The organism is Mesorhizobium sp. M4B.F.Ca.ET.203.01.1.1, from assembly GCF_004791025.1.
GTDB classification, from domain to species: domain Bacteria; phylum Pseudomonadota; class Alphaproteobacteria; order Rhizobiales; family Rhizobiaceae; genus Mesorhizobium; species Mesorhizobium abyssinicae.
Genome location: NZ_SRUO01000017.1, coordinates 83,522 through 106,939 on the forward strand (window position 1 = coordinate 83,522; position 23,418 = coordinate 106,939).

17 protein-coding genes and 7 pseudogenes are annotated in these 23,418 nt (G+C 57.8%); 14 read left to right on the forward strand and 10 right to left on the reverse strand.

What is annotated here, in order from left to right:
- Window positions 1-131 precede the first annotated feature (131 nt).
- The gene (locus EN846_RS27535) at window positions 132-3,128 is read right to left on the reverse strand and encodes an N-6 DNA methylase (RefSeq protein ID WP_036268033.1); all 2,997 of its coding nucleotides are present in this window, start codon (window positions 3,126-3,128) and stop codon (window positions 132-134) included.
- Between the two features lie 62 nt (window positions 3,129-3,190).
- Here EN846_RS27535 and EN846_RS27540 point away from each other — a divergent pair, with 62 nt between their 5' ends.
- Window positions 3,191-3,493, forward strand: coding sequence for a hypothetical protein (locus EN846_RS27540; RefSeq protein WP_127313414.1), 303 nt, complete (start codon window positions 3,191-3,193; stop codon window positions 3,491-3,493).
- 153 nt (window positions 3,494-3,646) lie between these two features.
- On the opposite strand, the pseudogene EN846_RS36540 reads toward EN846_RS27540, so the two are convergent.
- Window positions 3,647-4,506, reverse strand: a pseudogene (locus tag EN846_RS36540) (DUF6615 family protein).
- Window positions 4,507-4,613: 107 nt separating this feature from the next.
- On the reverse strand, window positions 4,614-4,997 hold the full coding sequence (locus tag EN846_RS27550; RefSeq protein ID WP_091597881.1) for a hypothetical protein: 384 nt from the start codon (window positions 4,995-4,997) through the stop codon (window positions 4,614-4,616).
- 289 nt (window positions 4,998-5,286) lie between these two features.
- Here EN846_RS27550 and EN846_RS27555 point away from each other — a divergent pair, with 289 nt between their 5' ends.
- On the forward strand, window positions 5,287-5,709 hold the full coding sequence (locus EN846_RS27555; RefSeq protein WP_029354745.1) for a hypothetical protein: 423 nt from the start codon (window positions 5,287-5,289) through the stop codon (window positions 5,707-5,709).
- A gap of 202 nt (window positions 5,710-5,911) precedes the next feature.
- Here EN846_RS27555 and EN846_RS27560 read toward each other — a convergent pair.
- The 5 genes and pseudogenes from EN846_RS27560 to EN846_RS27580 all read right to left on the reverse strand — a co-directional run.
- Window positions 5,912-6,251, reverse strand: a pseudogene (locus EN846_RS27560) (Arm DNA-binding domain-containing protein); the annotation flags it as partial.
- A gap of 301 nt (window positions 6,252-6,552) precedes the next feature.
- On the reverse strand, window positions 6,553-6,996 hold the full coding sequence (locus EN846_RS27565) for a hypothetical protein (RefSeq protein WP_029354749.1): 444 nt from the start codon (window positions 6,994-6,996) through the stop codon (window positions 6,553-6,555).
- Between the two features lie 4 nt (window positions 6,997-7,000).
- Window positions 7,001-8,131, reverse strand: a complete 1,131-nt coding sequence (locus tag EN846_RS27570; RefSeq protein WP_189347394.1) for an ImmA/IrrE family metallo-endopeptidase — start codon at window positions 8,129-8,131, stop codon at window positions 7,001-7,003.
- Between the two features lie 58 nt (window positions 8,132-8,189).
- Entirely contained in the window at window positions 8,190-8,423 is a 234-nt protein-coding gene (locus tag EN846_RS27575) for a hypothetical protein (RefSeq protein ID WP_127220023.1), read from the reverse strand.
- 693 nt (window positions 8,424-9,116) lie between these two features.
- A pseudogene (locus tag EN846_RS27580) lies at window positions 9,117-9,329 on the reverse strand (twin-arginine translocation signal domain-containing protein); the annotation flags it as partial.
- Between the two features lie 249 nt (window positions 9,330-9,578).
- Here EN846_RS27580 and EN846_RS27585 point away from each other — a divergent pair.
- From EN846_RS27585 to EN846_RS27610, 5 genes and pseudogenes are all read left to right on the forward strand, one after another.
- Window positions 9,579-9,829 (forward strand): annotated as a pseudogene (locus EN846_RS27585) (DDE-type integrase/transposase/recombinase); the annotation flags it as partial.
- An 802-nt stretch (window positions 9,830-10,631) separates the two neighbouring features.
- Window positions 10,632-11,275: pseudogene (locus EN846_RS35620) on the forward strand (restriction endonuclease); the annotation flags it as partial.
- Between the two features lie 94 nt (window positions 11,276-11,369).
- A pseudogene (locus tag EN846_RS35630) lies at window positions 11,370-12,100 on the forward strand (IS110 family transposase); the annotation flags it as partial.
- A gap of 224 nt (window positions 12,101-12,324) precedes the next feature.
- Window positions 12,325-12,595, forward strand: a pseudogene (locus EN846_RS27605) (IS110 family transposase); the annotation flags it as partial.
- Between the two features lie 485 nt (window positions 12,596-13,080).
- On the forward strand, window positions 13,081-14,298 hold the full coding sequence (locus tag EN846_RS27610) for a D-arabinono-1,4-lactone oxidase (protein WP_164783573.1): 1,218 nt from the start codon (window positions 13,081-13,083) through the stop codon (window positions 14,296-14,298).
- On the opposite strand, the gene EN846_RS27615 is transcribed toward EN846_RS27610, so the two are convergent.
- Together EN846_RS27615 and EN846_RS35320 are read right to left on the reverse strand one after the other, a co-directional pair.
- Window positions 14,295-15,122 (reverse strand): MurR/RpiR family transcriptional regulator, encoded by an 828-nt coding sequence (locus EN846_RS27615; protein WP_029354755.1) that lies wholly within the window; start codon window positions 15,120-15,122, stop codon window positions 14,295-14,297. The genes EN846_RS27610 and EN846_RS27615 overlap by 4 nt on opposite strands.
- Window positions 15,049-15,441 carry a hypothetical protein gene (locus EN846_RS35320; protein ID WP_128276483.1) on the reverse strand — a complete coding sequence of 131 codons (393 nt, stop codon included), beginning with the start codon at window positions 15,439-15,441 and terminating at the stop codon, window positions 15,049-15,051. The genes EN846_RS27615 and EN846_RS35320 overlap by 74 nt, the downstream gene beginning before the upstream one ends.
- Window positions 15,442-15,484: 43 nt before the next feature.
- On the opposite strand from EN846_RS35320, the gene EN846_RS27620 reads away from it, so the two are divergent.
- The 7 genes from EN846_RS27620 (at window position 15,485) to EN846_RS27650 (ending at window position 23,382) form a co-directional block, all read left to right on the forward strand.
- Window positions 15,485-16,357, forward strand: coding sequence for a BadF/BadG/BcrA/BcrD ATPase family protein (locus EN846_RS27620; protein ID WP_164747224.1), 873 nt, complete (start codon window positions 15,485-15,487; stop codon window positions 16,355-16,357).
- Complete coding sequence (locus tag EN846_RS27625; RefSeq protein WP_091597870.1) at window positions 16,354-17,367, forward strand: glucosamine--fructose-6-phosphate aminotransferase; 1,014 nt, start codon at window positions 16,354-16,356, stop codon at window positions 17,365-17,367. The genes EN846_RS27620 and EN846_RS27625 overlap by 4 nt, the downstream gene beginning before the upstream one ends.
- Before the next feature lie 368 nt (window positions 17,368-17,735).
- Window positions 17,736-18,614, forward strand: a complete 879-nt coding sequence (locus tag EN846_RS27630) for a sugar ABC transporter permease (RefSeq protein ID WP_127400035.1) — start codon at window positions 17,736-17,738, stop codon at window positions 18,612-18,614.
- Window positions 18,615-18,699: 85 nt separating this feature from the next.
- A complete protein-coding gene (locus tag EN846_RS27635) occupies window positions 18,700-19,524 on the forward strand; it encodes a carbohydrate ABC transporter permease (RefSeq protein ID WP_189347517.1) in 825 nt (274 codons plus the stop codon).
- Window positions 19,525-19,548: 24 nt separating this feature from the next.
- Window positions 19,549-20,850: a sugar ABC transporter substrate-binding protein gene (locus tag EN846_RS27640; RefSeq protein WP_127284306.1), complete on the forward strand. Its 1,302-nt coding sequence runs from the start codon at window positions 19,549-19,551 to the stop codon at window positions 20,848-20,850.
- Window positions 20,851-20,929: 79 nt separating this feature from the next.
- Window positions 20,930-22,408, forward strand: a complete 1,479-nt coding sequence (locus tag EN846_RS27645) for a sulfatase-like hydrolase/transferase (protein ID WP_127400036.1) — start codon at window positions 20,930-20,932, stop codon at window positions 22,406-22,408.
- Window positions 22,409-22,557: 149 nt separating this feature from the next.
- On the forward strand, window positions 22,558-23,382 hold the full coding sequence (locus tag EN846_RS27650) for a MurR/RpiR family transcriptional regulator (RefSeq protein ID WP_051695325.1): 825 nt from the start codon (window positions 22,558-22,560) through the stop codon (window positions 23,380-23,382).
- The last annotated feature ends 36 nt before the right edge of the window (window positions 23,383-23,418 follow it).

Sequence of the window (23,418 nt, forward strand, 5' to 3'; positions counted from 1 at the left end):
GACACGAATTATATGACTTGGTTTAACGGCACTCTGCAATTCGTCAGGCTAAGGGGCAGCATAAGGCCCGGGAGCGGACGGCAGGGGACGGGCGGATTGGTTCCGATAGCGGACCTTCTCTAGTGCGGGTGTCAAGGTGGAAGTAGCGCGTCGACAAGGCGTTCGATCGTTTCCGCTACGCCGTCGTCGACTAGTGTTTGCCGGATCGCCCGCCGCTTGGCGGTGAAGTGCGCGCTGTCGGGTAGTTCGATGCGGGCGGCGATTCCGGCAGCGTGCAGCGCCGCCGCGGCAAGGTCCACGTGCAGTGCCTCGGAAGCGTCGAATTCAGGGATAGGCAGCGTCCAGACGAGATTGTCGAAGTCACGCGGATCTCGCTGTCCGACTGGCTGAAGGTCCTTTACGCGATCAAGCACAATACTCGTGTTCAGGACGGCAGCAACGTACGCGGCTTCTTCGAGTGAGTTGGCGGCCGACCAATAGGCCTTGTGGTCGATAATCACATCGTCGTCCTCTAGCCAGCACGCGCTCAATCGCGTTCCAGCTTTGGTGTAGAGAACTCGAATCGGCGATCTCGCCGCCTGCGCCACCAGTTTTTGAAGGTGGTTTAGCGACCGCGTCAGCGTCATACGAGGCGCGCCGTCTACCCCCTTGTTGCTATGCTCGTTCCACTTCGTTTCGGCATCGCGCAACCACGCCGCAAGGCCACGATGGCCTCGTGCGTCAGCGCTTGCCGCCGTGAGGATTGCACCGCTCTCCATCGGAACCACGCCCGTCACGAGGTCGAGGACCCGATAAGGTGCGACGGACTCTCCCAGCGCAATTCGACGCACGAATATGCGTTCGACCGGGCCCTCGGGAGGCTCGACGCCGGTCCACGGCCGCTTGTCGAGACTACCAACACGGCCGCGCAGGCGCGGCGCATCGCGGCGGCTTTGCAGGCGTCCGGCTGCGGCATACTCCACGAGAACAAAGCGCCTTGGAAAGAGGCTTGCACCATTACGGAAGCGTGTCCGATATGGAGATGCAGCAAGTAGCGTTCTCGGCCTTGGCCAAGCCGCGCGCATATGCGCGAGCACCTCGGCCGCCTCGGCCTCGCTGGCATCACGCCGTGGAAGCACACCTACCCAGCGATCGAATTCCGCCGGCGGCGGCCCGGCACGGTCACGCTCACCGAACAGCACACAGGTGCTCGTCGTGCTGCTGCCGGATTGCGCACCGAAGATCGGCCACACCCGCTCCAGACCCCAACCGCCGATGATCGCTACCCGCACGCGCTCCATGCCCCCGTCGCGCATTCCGGCGAACACGGGAGCGTTGAGCGCGGCATAGGGCAGAACGAGCGCCAGCACGCCGCCGTCGCGCAGGTAGCGTTCCGCGCCGCGCGCCCAAAACAGCGCACACATGTCCTGTTGTGTGGCCAGACTGCCACCGACCCAGAGATTGTAGCTCCGCAGCGCCTCGCGCAGCCGGTCCTTCATGTCCGCGCTCAGGTGGCGATAAACGATCCAGGGCGGATTGCCGATCAGGACGTCAGCCCGGTGATCGGGATGCGACAGCCACACTGGGCGCAGCAAGTTGCGCAGAATGAAAGTCCAGATGTGGTTGCGGCCGTCAAGATAGAGTTCCTTGAGCTGCGCGAACGTTTGGCCGAGCATGGCCGCGTCCTCGGTGGTCGCGCCGGCGAGAGCGATGGCATGGCGAATGGCCTCCGGCTCGGCGAGCGTGTCGAGCCCGCGGTTGAGCTCGTCGAGCGCACGCTCGAACAGATGTTGGTCGCTCGCCAAGCCGGCGGGGATGCGCAGGGGCGGATCGTTGGGCGGCACGTCGACCAGCACTTCGGCCGATGCGCCCAGCGGTCGCAGGTTCCACTGCATCGAGTCGCCCATATAAACCGGCACGCTGAGCGTGGGCGGCCGATCCTGTACCAAATCGCCGAGTGCCAGCAGCCACGTGACGCGCGCGAGCGCGACCGCGACAGGGTGCACGTCGATCCCGAACACGCGATCGGCACAAGTCTCGACGATCTCGGCTGGTGGCACCCCAGCCTGCCGACCGGCTTCGATCAGGCGGCGAAGCGCATGGAACAGAAAGGTCCCAGAGCCACAGGACGGATCGAGCACCCGCTGTTCCAGCGGGCGAGGAATAGCCGCCGTGACCACCCGCGCGGCCAACCAGTCGGGGGTGTAGTATTCACCGAGGTCGTGGCGCTCGTCGGGGTCGATCAGGCTCTCGTAGAGACTCTTGAGCACGTCGACCTTGACATCGCGCAGGCGAAAACGAATCGTTTCGGCGGCAAGCGAACGCACCAGGTCATCGCCGCCCGTTGCGAGTAGGGGCCAGTCGAAGAAGTCAGCCTCGACGGCGCCGACAATACCCTCATTCGCCAGCAACCGGCCCGACAGCATCTCCGCCGGATCGCCAATTTCCAGATCGAGGACGCGCGCCGCGATCGCCTTCACGAGGATAGTCAGGTAGGTGTGTTGGAGGAACAGCGCATCACTGCCCACGTCATCGCCGTATACCTGGCGCAGCAACCCATCCCACAGGTTCCGCTTCAACCGCACTTCGGGATGGTCGCCGACCTCGGACCACAGGCGCTGCAGTTGCGCGTGCGCGCGGCCGAAGGCAAGGCTGTATCGACCGAACGCGAGCGCGACAGCGATCGGTGTCGGCATCACCTCGGGAACGGGCGAGAGCAGCGGCTCGAGCCAGGTCAGCAACCGTTCGGGGTGGTCGACGTCGACGTCATAGCGGCCGATGCTCGTGAGCCTGCCGAGATCCAGCGTGTAAGCGAGCAGCGTCGCGCCGTCGGTGGCAAGACCGACGGTGGTACGGCCAGGTGCGCTGCCGCGGCTTGCATCGGCCAGATAGTCGGGCATACGGGCGACGACATCACGCTCTTCGCGCCGTAGATCGCTCTTCAGCTCGATCACGGTGGCGCCCCACGCCACGTCGATCCGCCCACTGTTGTCGACAAGGTAGCGCTCGTGCTCTAACTCGCTGAACGCGGCGCCGAAGCCTTCTCGCAGCAGTTCCGTGATCAGGCCCCGCAACGCCTCGTGTCGTGGCCGGGAAGCCATCGATCGGACGATGTCGGGCAGACGATCTCCGCGCCAACTGTTTGCCACTTTCCCCTCCCGCTTGAGGCTGTACCGTTGCCGCCGCATGCGCGAGAGCATAAGTTGCCACCATGAGATTCGCTCAAGCAGACTTGTTCGCGCAAGACGACGCCGAACGCAACACGCTATCGCAATCAGAGCGGGTAGCGATCCGATCGCGTCTGGAAACGACACTGGCCAAGCTCGAAGCCACGGCAATCTTCCCTTGGCGCGATCCGCTGGACGCCGTGCACGAGGAGAACCGCTTCCAACGCGACAGCGAAATGCTCGGTGAGGAGGGCGTTCTTCTGTGGCACCGGTTCGACACAGAGATGGACCGGCTCCACGCGACGCGGTTCTCTTCCGACCTCCGCTCCGCTGGATCGACGAATTGACCAGTAGTTTGTCAAGTGCTTGGAAGTCGACCAGAGCCAAAATGAGGCGCAAAGTTACTACGCAAGCTTTGCCTGAAATGGGCCGCTGGGCTCAAATGTCTTTAGTCCGCCCCCAATTTAGCCAGCCAATCCCTATTAATGGCGAGCCCCAGCTCAGCCTCGCTGTGAGGGCACGTCGCTGATGACAGGCGTACGGGAGTCTCCGGTGCGACCGGAGATGAACGTAACTAACGGGTAATCGAGCTGCCGGTCGATACGTACCGCCGGACCGTCCTGCAAGGTCCGACCAATCCCATCAGCTGTCATGAGCTCATGAGGTTCAGATAGCCGGCGGAAGGTTTCGTCCCCGTACCTTTCGCGAGGCCTGGCAGGGGCGCTACGAACATATCGCTCTCTCAGGAAGGCAGAGACCGTATCAGGTGTCGGAACCGTCTCGCTCCGAACCGTGCTCCGAGGACAAAGTAGTGCCTCGAGGCAAAAGAAATGAGGCCGCAGATGGACAGACGCTTGTTAAGCGCTCCCGTTTTCGGCGTCCCACTGGCACCAGCGAGCTTCGCCTCCAGTTCGGCGGCGATGTCGCTCGCAAAGGCTAGGTTCGCCCCGCTGACAGAGGGGACCAGCCCCCTGAAGTTAGGGTCCATCGTCACACTCGCATGATTGTAGAAGAGGTAAAGTGGGACCCACGGCGGGGGCGTGTCCCGCAGGGTGCGGAATTGATAGTCATGCTTGGGCGAGGGCCTATGCAGCAGCTCGCTGTAGGAGCGGTTCTTGTTTTGGACCACGGCGGCGTTTAGGCGCTTGGCTTGGATCCGCACCCAAAGGTCGCGACCCTCAGACACGTTCCAGAACCGCAGATCAAGATCACCCCCGGTGTCCTTTTCGATCGGGTAGGAGATGACGAGCTCTGGACCGGCGAACGCGGCCAGCGCGCCCGTGAGGATGTCGGTCATGGTTTCTTCCCGGAACCTACCGCGCTTGAGGTTGGTCTCGCGGTCGAGCAGTCCCCCGATCACAAGAGGTAGCCGTGTTGCCAGGTCGCAAAGTGTTGCCAACGTTGTAATCCTACGATGACTATTGCCGCTCCGCGAATTCCATAATCACCTACACTCAGCGCAGGGAGTTAGCGTGTGGTTTCAAGCGAGCGGTAATGAACGGGGTCGTGGTTCCGCACGGCATCTAGGATCAGCGTGACGATCGCCTGCGCCTCGCTCATGTCTGGCAAGCGCGAATGACGGCCTATCCGAGCTACAGGCTTCGGCATGGCGCGCTCATGCGCAGCGGCGAGAAGTGCCTCACCTTGCACCTTCCATTTCACTTGCCAGCGACGGACCGCCGCCTCTGGACTCGCCGCATCCCAGTCCGTGCGCTGCCGAACGATGCGCGTCATGGCTGTGGTATACTTCAGGCCAGGCGTCTTCACCATGAGATCTGCAACCATGGTCAGGAAGACTGTATCGTTCTTGCCTGTGCCGCGAGGGCGGCCGCGGGAACGCTCGTCAGTCATCGGGGCGTCCTTTCCGAAGATGACGATGATGCCTTAGGATAAGTAATTCGACAGCCTGATCCTACTGAGAAGAATTGGCATTTCGACCTTTTTAGCGTCGGAAATTCACGTCACGAAGTCCATCAACGAGGATAATTCGATTTGGATGGATTTTTCCTCGCTCCGTGACTATCGCAGGGGATCTGCCCTGCGGCCGGGGGTTCCATCAATACGGTCGGGCTCAAGATCGCGCGGCAGAAACGGCTGTGGGGATACGGTCAGGAGTGAGCGAGATGAAACTACCCCTGTAATGACGTATGGAAGGGCCGACACCCTCGAAGAGCGGCTTGGGCTGACGCCCATGGTCAGCCAGCGTATCGCGGCGATCATCATCTTCGCCGCCGCCATCGAACATCACCTGGAGCGGGCACTGTGGAAGCTCGAGGGCGCCAATCCAACGGGCATTCGACCCGAGACCGACGCGAAGATGATCTCTGATTTGATCGGATGCTTGAAACATTCGCCTCAACCCTGCCAGCAGGAGAGGAGCGCACCCCTGCTTGAGACATGGTGCAATGCAGCCCGTCTCGCGTTTGCGATCAGGAATGACATCGCTCATGGCGTGCCCACCAATTTGGGAGACACGCTGACATTCATGAACAATCCTCGCTGGCATGGCGAGAAGCGAAAGAGACCAGTCAGCGACTATTGGGCCGGACGATCACTCTCTTGATCTCGTTCGTCACGTCTTCGCCGTTCTTCTGCGCGTCATTGTTGGCGTTTCGGCAGAGAAAGTGACGTTGGCCGGCCTTACTAAACCGTCTTTGCTACGTGCCTTGCGCGACTCGAATTCGATTCTGAGCGAAATGGCCTGTAAAGACTACAATCCGACCTTCGAGAAATACTAAATCGGCAGCGGGGCTTCATACCGCTTGCAGGTTAAGCCCCGCGTTCAGATCGGCGATATATCGCGCACACAGCTCTTTGATGGTGATTGCTTTGTAGTCGAGTTCACGCTCGTCGGCAGGATTGTCGCCTTGAGCGACACGGCCGAACTGGACATTCGCTTCCGGTCGTGCCGTCTCGGGCGTCCAATCCCGTGGAGGCCGATGGTGTAGCGAGGCGAGCGGCCGGCTGCCCTGTATTGATGACATAGCTGCGTTTGCCGGATGCGAACACACGAAGGCCGAAACCGAGCAGCTCCTCATCCCAGATGACGTAGTCCTTTTCGCGGACCTGGGCGGCGTCGACAACCCTTTTGGTGATCTTAGTCATGACGTTCTCTCCAACCAGCACCGATCTCTCGCGTAAGCAACCACGTAAGCACGAGGGCGGAAGTCGGAGCGCAGTTTCGGATTCGAGCGTCGCTCGGCATTTCAAGTTGCCTAAAAGTTTCTAAGAGATAGGGTGCGCCAAAGAAATCAGGGGTCCATTCTGGACACATAGGTTACGGTTTATACCGGAGACATGGTGAAGTGCACCCATCTCTCGGGAAGGGCACAGTCGCTTAGATGGGTTTTCGAGCAAAGCTGCCACTTGGTCCCACACCAAGTTCCCGCACAGCGCCAAAATGCTGCTAGAAGCTGGTGACTTCCATGAAAGGGACTTTCAGGGCGGCACAGAGGCTTCTCATCGACGAGGAGTGGAGTCCGTTGTCGCCGGATACCAAATGGCATGGCGGCTTAGCGCCATTTTGCGCACAATGGACGAGAGCTATGAAGGGGACCTTTTCGTTTGCGGCCGCGTTTAACCGATGCCCTGAGGTCATAAAGATTTCGTTGAGTGCGCAAGCGGCCACGTATACGTCGGAATCGAGTTCGACAATTTCGATGTCCGACTCCGATATCTCATCGGCCAAGCTCTTGTCGAAGATACGAACCTGGTCGAAAACCTCTTTGGGTACCGCAATGCGTTCGACTTTCGCTCGTTGGAACAGAGCGGCTTTCAGGTTTCCGCCAGCTTCGCTAAAATAGAGGCATGCCTCTAGATCAAGCACAAAGTTGATGCCGCTATAGGCCATGCTGTTATGGCCCCAGCCGGTTAACACCGATGGCGGCGATCTGCTTTATCGTACTTGGCTTCAGATTGGTGAGCCGGTACGCATCGAACTGAGAGATTGCCTTCCTGTCGACCGCGGCGGTGAGCATGTTAGGCAGAAGATATCCGAACCTGGCAATCTGCGAGCTAATTCCACCGCCCCCGCTGTTTTCCTCACCTTCGTCTTCTTCTTCGATCATGGGGACTTCAGACGGCAGGGTCGCAGACCACGCAGCGTAAAAGCCTTTGCTCAAGCCCAAATCAGAGACGCGTAAGGCGCTCGCCTGCTTACTGGCGCCAAATCGTCTGGAAAGGAGATCAACGACGGCCCTAGCACCCCTTCCCGCGACGCTTTTATAGGCTTGGGAAAATTCCTCCGCAGGCATCATGACCGAGGCAGTCACCGAGTTGCAGAATCTTTCAACCTGGTTGTTGAGAATGGCGGGGTCTGAAACTCCCGTTTTGCCAAGGAGCACATGCACCACTTCATGCATCAGTGTGAACAGCTTGGTAGCGGGCCGCTGCCCGGTTGTATTCACGAAGATGATGGGAAAGTCACCGGTAGGAGAGTAACAAAACCCACGGAACGGGTCCGCTACCCTATCGCAGAGCACGATGATGCCTTTCCGCTCTAGCGATACACGCGTCTCCCTGAACGTTAGGGTAGGATCCACCGATCCATCGACGCGCTGGACGGGGACATAGAGCGATTTCAATAGCTTTCGCGCGGTCGACTGCTGATGGATGGTCACGCTATTTGTATTGGCGAACCTGGCGCAGTCTTCGAACGCTCGGTCCGCCAGGTAGGCGGCGATAGAACGAGCACGCGCGATTCGCGTTAGTCCTGCCGATGTAAGAACCGCTGGCCTATTATTGGCGGCGCGAAAATCAGGCATATTGGCGTCGATTTCTACGTCTTTGGCGAACAGGAACTGGACCGGTACAGCCAGAGCGGAGGAAAGTGAAAACGCCACTCGCTTGCTGACGTCGGTTGGGGTTGTTTCCATTTCAGTCAAGAAATCTGGTCGGATATTCGCCTCAATCGCGACCGCTTCAATTGACAATCGTCGCGCGCGGCGGATGCTTTCCACTGCCGAAGGTCGGGGGGTAAGTTTCAATGGCATCTCAGTCGCTCGCAACAGAGTGTTTTCGTCTGAATGAGTTTTCCGGACTGCTTCAACTAGCGTTCGGATTGAATTTGGCGCTGTCGATTTTTAGAGAGCTGGCAATCGTTCCTCGAGGACCGCTTGCACGCCAGATCGCGGCAATCGAAACGTTAATCGGAACAAGAAAGGTGAGAAACCCCTCATCAGCCGGCAGCCTTCGGGCACGTTTGGAATCGGCAAAGCGAGAGATCGTCATCAATGACGATAGTTTGGCCACTTGGGTAACATGCTGCGCGGCCGTCACATCCTTGTTCGGGCTAGCGGCCCTGTATTGGTCGTTCTACGCTGCCGTGGACCAGTCTTGCATGGGCGAGCAGCTCGCTCTCTTTACGACCATTGTGCATTTCGTTCCCCTCCCATTGGCTATTCTAATCCTCTACGCCAGAGCCCATTTTGTCTATAAAGACGTTTGGCAAAAGTGCAATTTGCTTAAGCAAGATGCACTCGCATAACAATTGGCTGCTCTAACACAGCGTCTCGCAAGGCGATCGGCCAAGGAAGCTTGCGAACCGCCCGACATCGCGGACGTAGTTGCGCTGCGCCTCCTGGCTGAACCGGCGCATGGTCATGTCGTCAATCAACCATTGGCGCGGCGGGCTGATCGGTGCATCGAGAACAGGGTGGGGGTGGTCAGGCTTCTTGTTGACGAAGCCTGTGATGCTCTGCCCCGCCGAACGACGCTCAATGCGGGCGCGGCAACCGGATCGTGACCTCTACCTTACCACGCGCGTCCATCCCGCGCAGCGGGTTGTTCTCCGACCTATTGCGGTGATTGTCGCTGTTCGGCCACAGCTCCGGTTCTTCCACTTAGGTGATGATCACGTTTCGCAGGAGCTAGTGTCGTTACGACGCGCTTGAAGTTCCTTCACTAACGTTCCTCGCAATAACGCTAAGCGCCTGATCATATCCACGATCTTGATATAATCTTCGAGGACGTCGCCGGATCGAGACTGTCGGTTGCCCCAGCACCACTAAGGCCGCCCCTGGTGATACCGCCGCGGACAGGCCCCTGCGCGCGCGCAGCGCTGGCGAGGATCGAATTGGCGAACGTCGCTGAAACGCCGAGCGCCGTCGCACGGCCGAGAAATTCACGTCGGCTCAGGCGGCCCGCAGCGACGTAACGGCTAAGATATTCGAGTTCTTGCGACATGAAATGTTCCTCCTCCCATTCATTGTTTCGTGCTAATGTCAGCGCTTTATCAAGCTCAGCGGAAGCGAGCGCCCAAAGAATCTCTATTTAAATGGTAGTGGTCAAATACCGATTGTCGTCCCACATCATCTCGTTTCAAGATCGTTCACACGCAGGGCGGATCTGGTTCCGAGATGCGCGACAATCGATACTGACGAAACGACGTGTGATCGAACTACCTGATCGAAATTGTGGCCCGTGCTATCTGGCTACTTCCGCTCCAATCTGAGTCTGCGCGATGTCAGGGAAATGCTGCTCGATCGCGGGATTGTCGTTCCCCACGAGACCATCCTCCGATGGTGCCGATGCACTGCCTGATTATGCCCGCCGCATACGCCGAAGGCGCAAACGAAAACGATGTCTGGCACCTCGATGAAGTCGTGGTGCGCATCAACGGTCAGAAATCCTGGGTGTGGAGAGCGGTTGATCAGGACGGATATGTGCTCGACGAGATCGTCCAACGCGCCGCAACGCTGCGAAGTCGGTAGCTTCGGCCGAGATAGAAGATACTTTCGTTGCACTGCGCCTGAGCTCAAACCACTCACCGTCAAATCGTAACGGCGCACGCGCTTGTCCACGATCTCCGAAGGCTGCTCTACATTTTCAGCGATGGTTCATGGACGAAGGGGCTGCATGGCTCCGATCACGATCGGCCGAGCTTGAACGACTAAGCGGGCAGACAATCATCTAAGGTGATTGTGAGGGACCTTGGATTCCGCTGGGGTTCGTGCGGCAAGCATAGGACACTCTACTTTAACTGGCGACTTCTACAGCTGCCGGTACAGGTTATCGACTACGTGGTGCTACACGAACAGGTTCACCTGCTGCATCACAACCACTCCAAGCAATTCTGGAAAGCGATGGACAGCGTGCTTCCAGACTGGCTTGTTCGTAAGCAAGAATTGGAACGCGATTGGGTAGGTTTGCGCGTTTCGCTTTGGCGACTCCGTCGGAGGCCCCCGCTGGCGAAGGGATTGCCTCCACGAGTAAGGTGTCGCGGCGATGAGTTGCCGCAGGTCAAGCTCAGCGAAGCCGATCGACAGTAATGCCCCCGACAGTCGGGGATATTCCCACGTGTCAGCGCTCGCCGCCTCAACTGCATTCCGTGTATTCGAAGGCTGAAAGCACGATGCCGATCCCTGACTACCAATCGCTCATGCTCCCGGTTCTTGAGGTCTCTTCGAAGGACGAAACCTCCGCCCACTAGCCGAGGCCGAGATTGCTGCACGGTTTGGTCTCACCGCTGAAGAGCGTGAGCAGCTGTTGCCGAGCGGCAAGCAGCACGTGCTACACAACCGTATCCACTGGGCGAAATTCTACATGAGCAAAGCGGGACTGCTCGCCTCTCCCGCACGAGGGCGGTTCGTTGCCACCGAAGCAGGTCTGTCATTGCTCACCAGCGGCCCTGACCGCATCGACGTGAAGCTGCTATTGAAACACCCAGAGTTTAGGAAGTTTTACAAGGGCAACGGCTCCGATGATAGTGCAGGGGAGACGCCATCCGACGTCGCGACGGAGGCGACGCCGGAAGAGCAGATCGAAAGTGCCTATCAGGCGGTACTAACCGCTTTGCGGGCAGACATTTTGGACAGGATAGGCCAAAACAGCCCGGCCTTCTTTGAGCGGCTCATTGTCGATCTACTTGTCGCCATGGGTTATGGCGGATCGCATAAGAACGCAGCCGCCCAGCTTGGGCGCTCGGGCGACGGCGGGGTTGATGGCGTAATCAACGAGGATCGGCTCGGTCTCGATCGGTGTATGTTCAAGCGAAGCGTTATGCTGTCGCAAACGCTATTGGGCGACCTGATGTTCAAGGATTCGTCGGCAGTCTGGTAGGGCTAGGAGCGACGAAGGGTGTTTTCGTGACCACCTCGACATTCAGCCCACATGCCCACGAATTCGTGAAGCACCTGTCTCAACGCGTCATTCTGCTCGATGGGCGCCAACTTGCCGACTTGATGTTCGAGCATGGCGTCGGAGTTCGTGTCCGTCGAGCCATTGAGCTACCGGACGCGCCTTTTGCTGACGCACCGGCGCAATCTGAAGGCCGAAGTTCCTCGACCTGGAGAACGCCATCCGCCACTCGCTGAAGTCGTTCGGCATCCGCCTTAGGCAAGGTCGGACGTGGCGCCTTCGAACGCGCGGTACGCCAGGCGGTGGCGGACAATCCGTTGTCGGCCGAGCTGATGGACGCCATGCTGACGGCGCGCGCGGCGCTGTGGCGACAGTACTGCCGGCTGCATGATCTCGTCGTGAGGATCGTCGCGCACAGCGAGCCGTGCCGGCGCTTCATGGCTATTCCCGACGTGGTCGGGTGACGGCGCTCTCCTTCATGACGGCGATCGACGATCCCACGCGCTTTCACCGCTCGCGCGACGTCGCCGCTTACTTCGGGCTGACGTCGCGGCGCTGGCAGTCCGGTTCAACGATCGACATTCAGGGACGGATCTCCAAGGCCGGCGACGCGGACGTGCGGCGCGCGCTCTACGAGGCGGCGTCAGGACTGATGACGCGCTTCAAGGGCAGGGACAAGGTCAAGAGCTGGGGCCGGGACATCGCCAAACGCTCCTGCCACCGCAAGGCCTGCGTTGCGGTGGCGCGCAAGCTGGCGGTGATCATACACGCCATGTGGAGCGATGGACGTTTACGTCGGCGATGCGGCCGCGAGCGAGGCCGATGCCACGCGGCGCGCCCATGTCAAGGACCGCAAGCTGCTGGGAGCGCATCGATGAGCGGTGCGGCGGCAGATAAAACGCATGGCGCCGGCGCGCTGACGGACCCCATCTGAGCAAGGAGATCCGCTCCGGCGGATGAGCACCGATGCAAACCAGGAACGACTGAACCACGTTATCCTGCCTGCCGCCGCGCCGACAATGAGACAGCCGGACCGCGCTCGATTTCGATGCTCCGTCCGTCCGATGGAAGAGTGCGTCACGACGGTTCGAGCGCTGCGTTCATCCCCGGCGTCGGTCCGGTGACGGCGCTTTCGTTCATGAACGGCGATGGACGATCCCACGCGGTTCCGCCGCTCGCGCGACGTCGCGGCCTACTTCGGGCTGAGGTCGCGACGCCGGCAGTCGGGCACCTCGATCGACGTTCAGGGCCGCATCTCGAAGGCAGGCGACGTCGACGTGCGGCGCGCGCTCTATGAGGCGGCGTCTGATGATGCGCTTCAAGGGCAAGGACAAGGTCAAGAGCTGGGGCCAGGACTCGCCAAACGCTCCTGCACTGCAAGGCCGCCGGGCCAAGAGCCAGAACTGTCCAACAGGCTGATTGACGTGCACAAGACAGCATACGCGTCCTTCGGCGAAAGCCTCGCACGAAATACGTGGTGAGGCCCGACGCAACCGGTCGGTGCCAGTCGTCGGCTCTTGTGGGGTGAAGGCTCTGAAACGATAATTTTCCGTTCGCATCGACGGGAGAAGCGAGTGTGGACCACCAGCGGTCACCGCTGCCCCGCGCCAATGGTCGGTCTGCCGGGGCACCGAGTTATAATGGAGATAATCTTCTTTTGTATCTAGGTCGATGATGATATCCGTCATGCCTGCCAAAATGAGTCGGCGCTGGGCACAGCGTGACGACCCTATTCTGGCGGGCCGAGGCGGCTGCCCCAGCACCTAGCAGCGAGAAAACACACGCAAGGAGAACTCCATTGCCTTCTTCAGAGACCAGAGCGCAGACACTCGGCCCTAGCATGATTTGGCGGAACTGGGTGAGCAATCAGGTTTGTCGGGTGAAGCATTTCGAAATGCCAAGTTCGGACGATGACGTCTGCAGAACGATCAAGACAGCAGCTTCAACCAATCTGCGCGTCCGCGTAGTGGGTACGGGGCACTCTTATACGCCGATTGTCCCCACGGACGGAGTTCTAATCTCCGCGGAGCGTCTAACAGGGATCGAAAATATCGACCCAACCAACGGCAGCGTAACCCTCCGCGGCGGAACGCGGATTTGTGACGTTGGCCTTGAACTGCGTTCTGCTGGTTGGGCATTGCCCAACCAGGGCGATATCGATCTGCAGACGATGAGCGGGGCCGTATCGACGGGTACGCATGGCAGCGGCGATAGTTTGCAATGCTTAGCGGGCCCGATAATTGGAATGCGGATAGCGATGGGCGATGGATCCATCGCCAATTTCGATGCTTCGCAAGACATCGATGTCCTCAACGCTGCGAAAGTTTGTCTCGGAATGCTTGGCGTGGTGCTTTCCGTCACGATGAAGCTTGTTCCTGCTTTTGATCTTCATGACAAAATATGGCGTGAGGATTTTGAAGAATGCATGAATCATTTGGATCAGCTATGTCAGGAAAACCGGAGCCTCCGCGTGTTCTGGTGCCCGACCGAACACTCGGCATCGTTATACAGCCTGCCCGACACGTCTGGCATTGGTCGTACGCGCAGTAAAGCTGATGTCTGCGAAATCAGAACGCTGAACGTCACAACTCAGCCGTCAGCAGCTGTCGAAGCACAGGCCGGCGAGAGAATAGGGCCCAGCTATCGGATATTTCCGGGTTCAATTCCGATGCCGAACCATAACGAATGCGAATACTCGGTGCCCTACGAGGACGGTCCGGCGGTATTGCGTGAAATACGCAAGCTGATCCAGACGAAGCATCCGTCGCAGATATTCCCGGTTGAGTATAGAACCGTGGCGGCTGACGATATTTGGTTGAGTCCATACTTTGAGCGGAAGACCGCAATGATATCGGTGTCCGGCGCAGCAGGAGAGGACTACTGGGATTTCATCCGCGATTGCGAGACAATCTTTTCCTGGGTAAAAGGTCGTCCGCACTGGGGCAAACTTCACAGCCTGGGCCGGTCCGAGATCGAAGCCTTGTACCCAAGATACGGGGATTTTATTTCTCAAAGGGCTCGCTTCGACCCGGACGGTCGCTTCCTGAACGACTACCTGCGCGAACGTTTCGGCTAAAAGCTTTTATCTATGGTGGCTTCTGCGGTTCGCTGCATAGCCGCCTGGAACTTGCTGCCATCTTTAGCGATCATGTTGGCGAGGATGTCGATGATCAAATATTGTCCAGCGACCCTGGAGAATGCTCCTCGCGTGATGGGCGTGTCTGTTGAGGATGCTCCCAGTACAGCGTCCGCGTTGGCAGCGATCGGGCTGCGTATATGACAGGTGATTGCGATGGTAAATGCGCCAGCCGCCTTGGCCGCCATAAGTGAGTTGATTGTATCCTTGCTCGAGCCAGATTCCGAAATTGCCAGTGCGACTTGCTTCGGCCCGAGATTCACTGCACTCATGACGGCGAGATGTGGGTCGTCCAGCACGCGCGACACCAGTCCGAATCGAACAAACAAGTAATGCGCGTATCGGGCCACATTCGCAGAGCCGCCGAACCCGTACAGATCTATGCTTTTTGCTCGTATGATCTGTTTTGCCGCCAATTCGAGAGCGGCGTGATTCAACAGGTCCTTTGTCTGCTTGAGCGCGGTGATGGCCGTCGACAGCGTGTCGTCGATGACGTCACCAGACGGGCTGGCGTGTCTGATTGTCTGGTGAGTGGAGAGTTCGATCCCCAATGCCAGTTTGAAACGCTGGAAGCTCGAAAATTTGATGTCTCTACAGAACCTCAAGACGCTCGCTTCGCTCGATCCGGATCCGTCAGCAACCTCCGTGATAGTTTGGTTCACGACCTTCGCGGGATCGTTAAGGACGTACTCACTGATGCGAAGGAGCGCCGGACTGAGGCTGGGCTGAGACGAACGCAAGCGCGCCAAGATCTTTTCCTGCATTTACGATTCCCTTGATGTCGCCGAGCTCCAGCTCCCTAGGCTTGATTGACACGGGCAGTGAAAGCAATAGGAATTTTTCAGCAGATTGCCAAGCCGTGAACATTGTTTTCGTTAGAGCCCCCAGCCGCCTGCCAGCCTTTTTGCACGGCATTTGACCATCATCGCCGCGCGGGGAAAGAGTCGCGCATGATGAAAAAAACCATCTTTCGCAGACGAAAAAAAAGTGATATTCCTTCAGCGAGAGACTGGGACCGCGGCCGCTGGGCGCGAATGCGAACAGAGATGACGAGATGTTTTCTATATCGATTGGTGTCGACATCGGAGGCACCAAAACGCATTTGAGAAGCTGCCTGGAACAGGGCATGGGCCGCGACTTGGTGGTGAGGACCAGTGAATGGCGTTGTGGAGCCTATGACCACGATATTCCTGGACTAATCGCGCTAATCAGCGGATTTGCGGATGGCGCCACTCCCAACGGCATCGCGATTGGCTCTCATGGATGTGATGATGAGGCCGAGTGTGCCATCCTGCAAAAACCCCTTTCCAATCATTTTGCCTGCCCGTTGAGGGTCGTCAACGATGCAGAGCTATTTCCCCTAGCCATGGGGCTTTCCAGCGGAATTGGTGTCGTCGCGGGAACTGGCTCAATCGCCGTTGCTCGGGACCAGAAAGGCAGGATGCATGTCGCAGGCGGTTGGGGCTGGGCAATCGGAGACGAAGGGAGCGCTCCCGGTTTAGTACGTGAGGCTGGTCGAGCAGTGCGACGGCACATTGACCTCGGAGGGGCAAGGTCAGAGCCGCTTGTCGAAGCGCTTTGTGAGGCATTTGGACTGAATAGCCCCACGAACATCGGCACCGCTATCGCGAAGGAAGGCGGTGCCTCGGCTCTGGGGCGACACGCACCCGTTATCTTCTACGCAGCCAATGAAGGCTCGTCGTTGGCTAAGCGCGTTATTGACGAGGGCGCAGCGGCCCTGACCCAATTAGTTCACCACCTGAAGTTGGCGGGCGTGTCCGACAAAGACGTGGTGGTAGGCGGAGGGGTCATCCTCGCCCAGCCACTTTTAGCCAATGCGTTCTCCCATCAAATTTCCGATCGTTTCGGGGCGACAGTGGCGGTCACCTTCCTCGACAAGCCGCCGGTCTTAGGCGCCTGCGTCTTGGCGCGGCAACTTTGCAGTGCCGGGGATGGCCCAGAGACCTCAATTGTCTCTCAACATATGGATATCCAATGATTTACAGGTCAACGATCGCCCGTCAACCCAATCAGTTTCGCCATACCTTGGAAGTGGTCGGAACGCAGCTTCGCGACCTTGATCTCGCGCCATTTGAAAAGGGGACTGTCGTCGTTACAGGAATAGGCGCGAGTTACGAGGCAGCGGGGGTAGTGGCCGGTGAGCTGCAACGCCGCGGCAGACGAGCAAATACTTGGCGCGCAGTCGATCTCATGGAGCCGGGGGACCCTGGCGACGCGATCATAGTCTTTTCTGTCGGAGGAAGAAGCATCGAGCCAATCGCTGCACTCACCATCCACAGCACGTTACCATCCCTCGCGATTACAAGCGGAGGCAACGACCCGCTGTCACGCACCGCTTCGGCAGCACTTCGCTTCGAGTCCGGTCCGGATTCACTGCCGTCGAGCACCGGCTACACAGGCTCGCTGCTGGCAGGCGGGCTGCTGATAGATGCGCTCTGCGGTGAAGACAGCTTCAATTGGAACGACATTCCTCTGATAGCAAGCGAGGTCTTGGAAACCTCTGCGAAAAAGATGGCACGCATTGGAGAAATGTTTCATGACCAGCGGGCGATCGATTGCGTTGGCGCGATATCGGCTTTGGGTACGGCGGGCGAGGCTTGTTTGCTCATTCGCGAGGCTGCGAGGGTGCCCACCGGCGTCGCAGACACGCTGCACTACTTGCACGGCCCGATGGAATCGATGGATCAGGCAACCGGGATTTTGATATTTGGTGACGGCCGCGAAGTGCGATTGGCGCAGGAATTGGCTGAAATCGGCTGTGCAGTTCTTCTGGTAACCGCAAGCGAGTCGCCTCAGGACGCCAAAAACCTCGCAGTTGTGAAGGTGCCATCTTTGCAGAACCGCGTGGCACGATCAATCGTGGACATCCTGCCCGCTCAGCTGCTAGCCGCAGAACTGTCCGACGCGGCCGGACTTACTGATGCCCAGTTTCGTTATAGCCAAAATGACACAAAGGTGACCATGGACGAATCGGAGCCCCGGGTCTGAGCACGCGCGCCACGAGATGACACGTTCCGGACATCCTTCTTGGCCCTGATCAAGACAGCAATGGCGAGCCAGTGCAGTGTTCACGCTGTCTCGAGGCCGTCGACGGCAGAATGTGTCGTGCTTCGCCTGCCAATTGAATGGAGCGCAGCATTCTGTTTCCAAAGGCGCATGAAACTTGGAAAGGTAACTCTACGATAAAACTATACGCCGTGGAATTGTCTCGGCACGGTTGACGGCTGCGAGTAACTCACCACGGGGAACACTGCATCGTTGACGTCCTCTGCTTGCTGAAGCTCGCTTAAGCGTTGCTGGCAGCATCTGAGGTGCCCATTCCAGGCGAGCATAAATAACTCCAGGAGCAACGGACGATGGCATCTTCCCGGCCTAAAGTGTATTCGGCGCTCGTTACACCCGCGATCGCGTTCCTATGTCTTGCGACAGTCGTGCCGATTGCAGCTGTCATTGCCCTCTCGTTCGGTGACTTCAACATAGCCTTCCCGGAAAAGACGCGCTTTATCCGGCTTTACAATTACGCGCGGTTCTTGTCCGACGGTCGGTTTATCAACGCCGCGCTGGTTACGTTCATTTTGGTCGTCGTCCCCGTCGTCCTCCAATTACTGTGTGGATTAGCGTTGGCAATAGCGCTTAAGGAAAATCTCGTTGGCACACGGTGGATGCGAGCATCTTTCCTGCTTCCGTCAATAATTCCGCCAGCGGTAGGCGGAATTGTGTGGAAGCTGTTCCTCATTCCTGGTGTGGGCGGCTTGTCTTATCTCGCAAGCTTGTTCGGTCACAATTTCGAAGCTGACTTACTTGGAAGCAAAACGTCAGCGCTTATCTCCGTGATCATCGTATCGATTTGGTTTGGCGTTCCCATAGTTGCTTTGCTGCTTCTCTCGTCTTTGGACTCGATCCCAGACGAGATTTATGAGGCGGCAAACCTCGACGGAGCAAGTTGGGCCCAGGCGCAATGGCATATTTCCATACCGCTCGTCTTACCTGCGATGGGAGCCGTCGCCGTGTTTCAAGCCTTAGAGGTCCTTGGGATTTTCCCCGTGATCTTCGTGTTGACAGGTGGCGGGCCGGCTGGGGCGACTGAACCCCTAAACTTCTACGCTTTCCTGACCGCATTTACATATCTCGATCTCGATTATTCCGCCGCAATTCTCGTGGCATTCACAACAACGATCGTCGGCGTGTGTTTTTGGTCTATTCGCCAAATCTCGGCCACTCGCGTTGGGAGGTAAGCCCATGCATCGATACCTTGGACGTCACATCTCCGAATATCATCCACTCGCCAAATCTCGGCCCCTCGCGTTGGGAGGTGAGCCCATGCGTCGGGACCTCGGACGTCACATCTACGGATACCTTGTCTCCGCTGCCTTTGCGCTATTCCTGTTCTCGCCGATATTGTGGACCCTATCGACATCTCTCAAACAGCCGACCGAGATGTTTCAATGGCCGCCCGTGATCGTGGGGGAGCCATCCGCTCAGCACTATACCGCGATAATCGCTGACAAGGACTTCTCTTCCGCGCTCATCAATTCAATTGTGGTCTCATGCAGCACCATCATATTGACCATGGCGCTTTCGATCCCGGCAGCCTTTGGCATCTCTCATTTGCAGAAAACTGCGATGCGAAGGCTATTGACGCTGGTGTTGGCACTCCGGGCGGCGCCAGCGATGATCTACATCATCCCCTACTTTCTCTTTTTTCGCCAAGTACACCTCGTCGACACGAAGATTGCGCTGATCATCGTCAACACAATGTTCGCGGTTCCGCTTGCGATCTGGTATTTGTCAGCGTTTTTTGACCAAGTGCCGCGTGAAATCGAAGAAGCCGCGATGATAGACGGCGCGTCAACGCTGCAGACGATGACGCTCATCTCGATACCCATCGCCAAATATGGTATCCTGGCAACAGCAATACTGATATTCATTGGTTCGTGGAACGAGTTTCTTTTCGCGCTGACATTGACACGCGATGACGCAAAAACCGCAGCCGTCGCAATACTGAATTTCATGCCATTTGAGGGGACCGATTGGGGCAAGGCGGCAGCCGCATGCGTGCTTATGCTGGTCCCGATCGTGGTTTTCGTGCCGTTCGTAAAGAAATACGTCGCCGGCCCAACAACGACCGGTTCCGTGAAAGGGTAAAACACTAGCTCAAGGAGAAAATCAATGAGGTATCTTGGAATTCTTGCCGTTGCGTTCGGTGTTGCCGTCGGCGGGGGAGCGACGGCTCAACAGCGCTATGACGGCGCGAAAATAAAGGTCCTATCGACAAACTCGGCATACGATTTGGAGCTCAAAAAATTCGCGCACGAATTCACAGAGAAGACTGGCGCTGAAGTGCAGTTTGATCTCTTCGGTTATGCGCCGACCGTTCAAAAAGTGTCGGTCGAGCTCCTAACGCGTTCAGATAGTTACGACGTGGTATACTTAGGGAGCGAGGAGTTCGGGCGATACGCATCTGGCGATATCCTGGAGCCGCTCGATAATTACATAGACATGAAGAGTGCGGACGTACAGGATTTCATCGCTCCCGTGCTGCGCCTCTACAATAAGGACGGCAAACAGCTGGCATTTCCGCATTTCGCGGCGACACAGCTCCTGTATTATCGTGCCGACTTGTTCGAGAAAGCCGGAATCAAACAGCCACCGCAAACGTGGGAAGAGTTCCGTAATGATTGTGATCTGCTGAGAAAGGCAGACATTCAGTGCACGGCGCTACGGGGTCAACCGGATACTGGCGAGAATATATGGTTTTGGGGCCAGGTTCTTTATGGTTTTGGCGGTAAATATTTTGCGGACGAACCAGCGGATCTGACGCCCACGGTAAATTCGCCCGCTGCGGTGGAGGCGCTGAAATGGTACACGGATGTGATGACCAATTTCACTGTGCCTGGGAGCATCTCAGCAACCTTCGATGATGTTGTCATCGCGATGCAGCAGGGCCGCATTGCTATGACTGTCGAAGGCGCTCCCACCGCAGGTCGCATTCTCGATCCCAAGCTGTCGAAGGTCGTCGGCAAGCTTGGGTTTGCTTTGCCCCCTGGCGGCGTAAGTGGGAGGTTCCCGCCCTTTGCGGGACAGGCGTATGTCATTCCAGCTGCATCAGAAAACAAGGCAGCTGCAGCGGCCTTCCTTCAATGGGCGACGAGTAAAGATCTCATGAAGCGGATTTCGCTCGACAGCACCTTTGTCGCCATCACCAGGACATCGCTGTGGGACGATCCGGAAATCCGTGCGAAACATGACTATGATTATGGCCATGGATCGTTTGCGGCAACGTATGCAGAAACGCTTCGCGGGGCGCCCGAGTGGTATTATCCTCGCATTCCAGAATTCAAGGAGATCGGCGATCGCCTTGGCCGTGCCCTGCAAGAAGCGGTTGTCAGGAGCAAGAGCCCAGAGGCTGCCTTGGACGATGCTCAAGGTGATGCGGTCGAAATCGTGAAGCGCGCTGGATACCTGAAATAGCCGTTACACGTCGCCACCGGCGCGGTTTTGCGCGCCGGTGCGCGCGCGAACTGAACCTCCATAGCGCGTGGGATGAGAGTTGAGGAACTTTAGTATAGTCTGGATTTGCAGCGATCAGCAGCGTTGGGACACCTTGCAGTGCCTAGGGTTCAAAGGCACGCAGACTCCCAATATTGACCGCCTGGCGGCGACGGGCACGGCATTCGCCCGTGCGTATTGTCAGAGCCCTATCTGCACGCCGAGCCGAACGAGCTTTCTGACAGGCTTGTATCCGATCGCACACCAAGTGCATCAGAACGGCGCCGGCACATTTCCTTCGCATCTCGTTTTGCTCCCAAAACTGATGGCGAACGCCGGATACTATACAGGGCACATAGGAAAGCTGCACCTGTCTGCCACACGTGGCATGATAGAAAAGCGCCCCGATGATGGATTTGCCGAGTTCTACTGGAGCCCTGAGCCATTTCCGGAGTGGTCAGGCAACCACGACTATCATGCGTGGATGTGGTCAAAAGGGGTCAATCCCGAAGCCTACTTCAAACCCTATCTTGACCAACACTATGGTCCGGGACCAGCCGCAGAATATCGGCAGGCGCGTTGGGCAGGCGATCGGGCTGAGCGCTTCATCAAGATGCATTCTGATCGTAGTTGGTATTTAGGCGTTAACATCGACGCGCCTCATCCGCCCCTCAATCCCCCGCCAGACTACCTCAGGCGGTTCAATCCAAATGATATGCCTGATCCTGCGTTCAAGCCGATTGATCTCGAGCACCAGAAGAAATTTGAACGAGTCGATCAGCAAGCGAAATTCGCGGTGGATCCTTGGCACGCAGCAACAGACGCGGGTGAGGCGCACAACGACGAATTGGCAGGACCTACGCATGAAGCGCCACCAACGAAGTTCAATATTTGGGAGATGAGAGCGGCCTATCACGCCGAGGTGGCACAGGTGGACGATCTGGTCGGCCGGATACTAGACACTTTGACGGAAACCGGCCAGCTGGATCGCACGATCATCGTCTTCATGAGCGATCATGGTGATATGATGGGCGACCACGGCCTGCTCTACAAAGGCTGCCGGTTCTATGAGGGTGTGGTGCATGTCCCACTTGTGATTTCCGTGCCTGGCAGCCCAGCCCAAGGATCGGTGTCGAATGCACTTGTCGAGCTGGTCGATATTGCGCCCACATTGCTCTCGTTATCGGGGCTTGAGGTCCCAAAGGCCATGCAGGGGCTGTCACTCGACCAGATGCTGCTTGGGAACACTTCACTGGATTGCCATAAGCCATACGTTGTCAGTGAGTATCACAACTCCCTCAGGTTCCGCGGCAGCCGAGGGTCTCGCGCATCGATGTACTATGATGGACGTCACAAACTAAATGTATATCACGATGTTGGAATAGGAGAGCTGTTCGATCATAAAGAGGACCCCAATGAGCATTATGACCTATGGGATAGCCACCATCACAGGGGGTTGAAATACGACCTATTAGGCCGCAGCTTTTCCGCAATGATGCTTAGAAGTGGATCCGGCCCGGAGAGAATTGAGGACTATTGACCTTGGCGGACCGACGCCAGGAAGGTCACGAGCGAGGCATTGTTCTCGCGACCTTGGGGCCGCCCTCGGTCGATTGTCCAGAAATTGTTCGATAATTTATGGTATCTCGCTGCTCTTTCCTTCATTCATAAGGGGTGAGGATTGTGGAAATGAGCGTCAACTCACCTGCAATGAAAGCGGCATCGCACGAGAGCATCTTGGCTCGCCTGCAGGACGACATCGATCGATTGCCCAATGCGCTCGCTCGCATTGCCAAATACATTCTGGAAAACCCGGAAAAGGTGCTGCACCAATCGGTCGCGGAGCTAGGTGAATTCGCGGCCAGTGGTGAAGCGAGCATATTGCGGCTTTGCCGGCAGATAGGCTTTTCCGGCTTCCGCGACTTCAAGCTGGCATTGGCGGCCGAGATTGGCCGCCCGGGACTGCCTCCTACTGCTGCTGGAACTGCGGATAGCGCTCTGCAATCCTTGCACGACACCATGGCGCAAAACCTCAGCATCGCACACAACAATGCCGATTCCGAAACTCTCGCGAAGGTCGCCGCCGCGCTTGCGGCAAGCAGACGGATCGACCTCTACGGCGCCGGAATGTCCGGTATAACGGCAGAACTGCTTGCCTATCGGCTTTTGCGTGTCGGGCTAACGGCCTTTGCGTTCAGGAATTCCAACATGGCTCACGAAGTCGCCAGCGGGCTTAGTCCCGGATGCGTTGCGATCGGCCTTTCGATCTCCGGCCTCACGGTTGACACCGTCCAGTTCCTCAAGGGCGCCCGTTCTGCGGGGGCACTGACCGTCGCCATCACCAACCGCGCCCGCAGCCCGCTCGAGAAAGCGGCTGACTTCACCCTGCAGGCCTCCGGCCTTCAAGACCACCCGATCGGCGGCACCCTAACATCGACGATCGGCAAGATCTTTGTGATCGAAAGCCTCATGCTGGCGCTCGGAAAGGCGATGGATAAACCGGTTGCCAAATGAAATTAAACTCCATATTGTCACGAAAATGAAATAAAG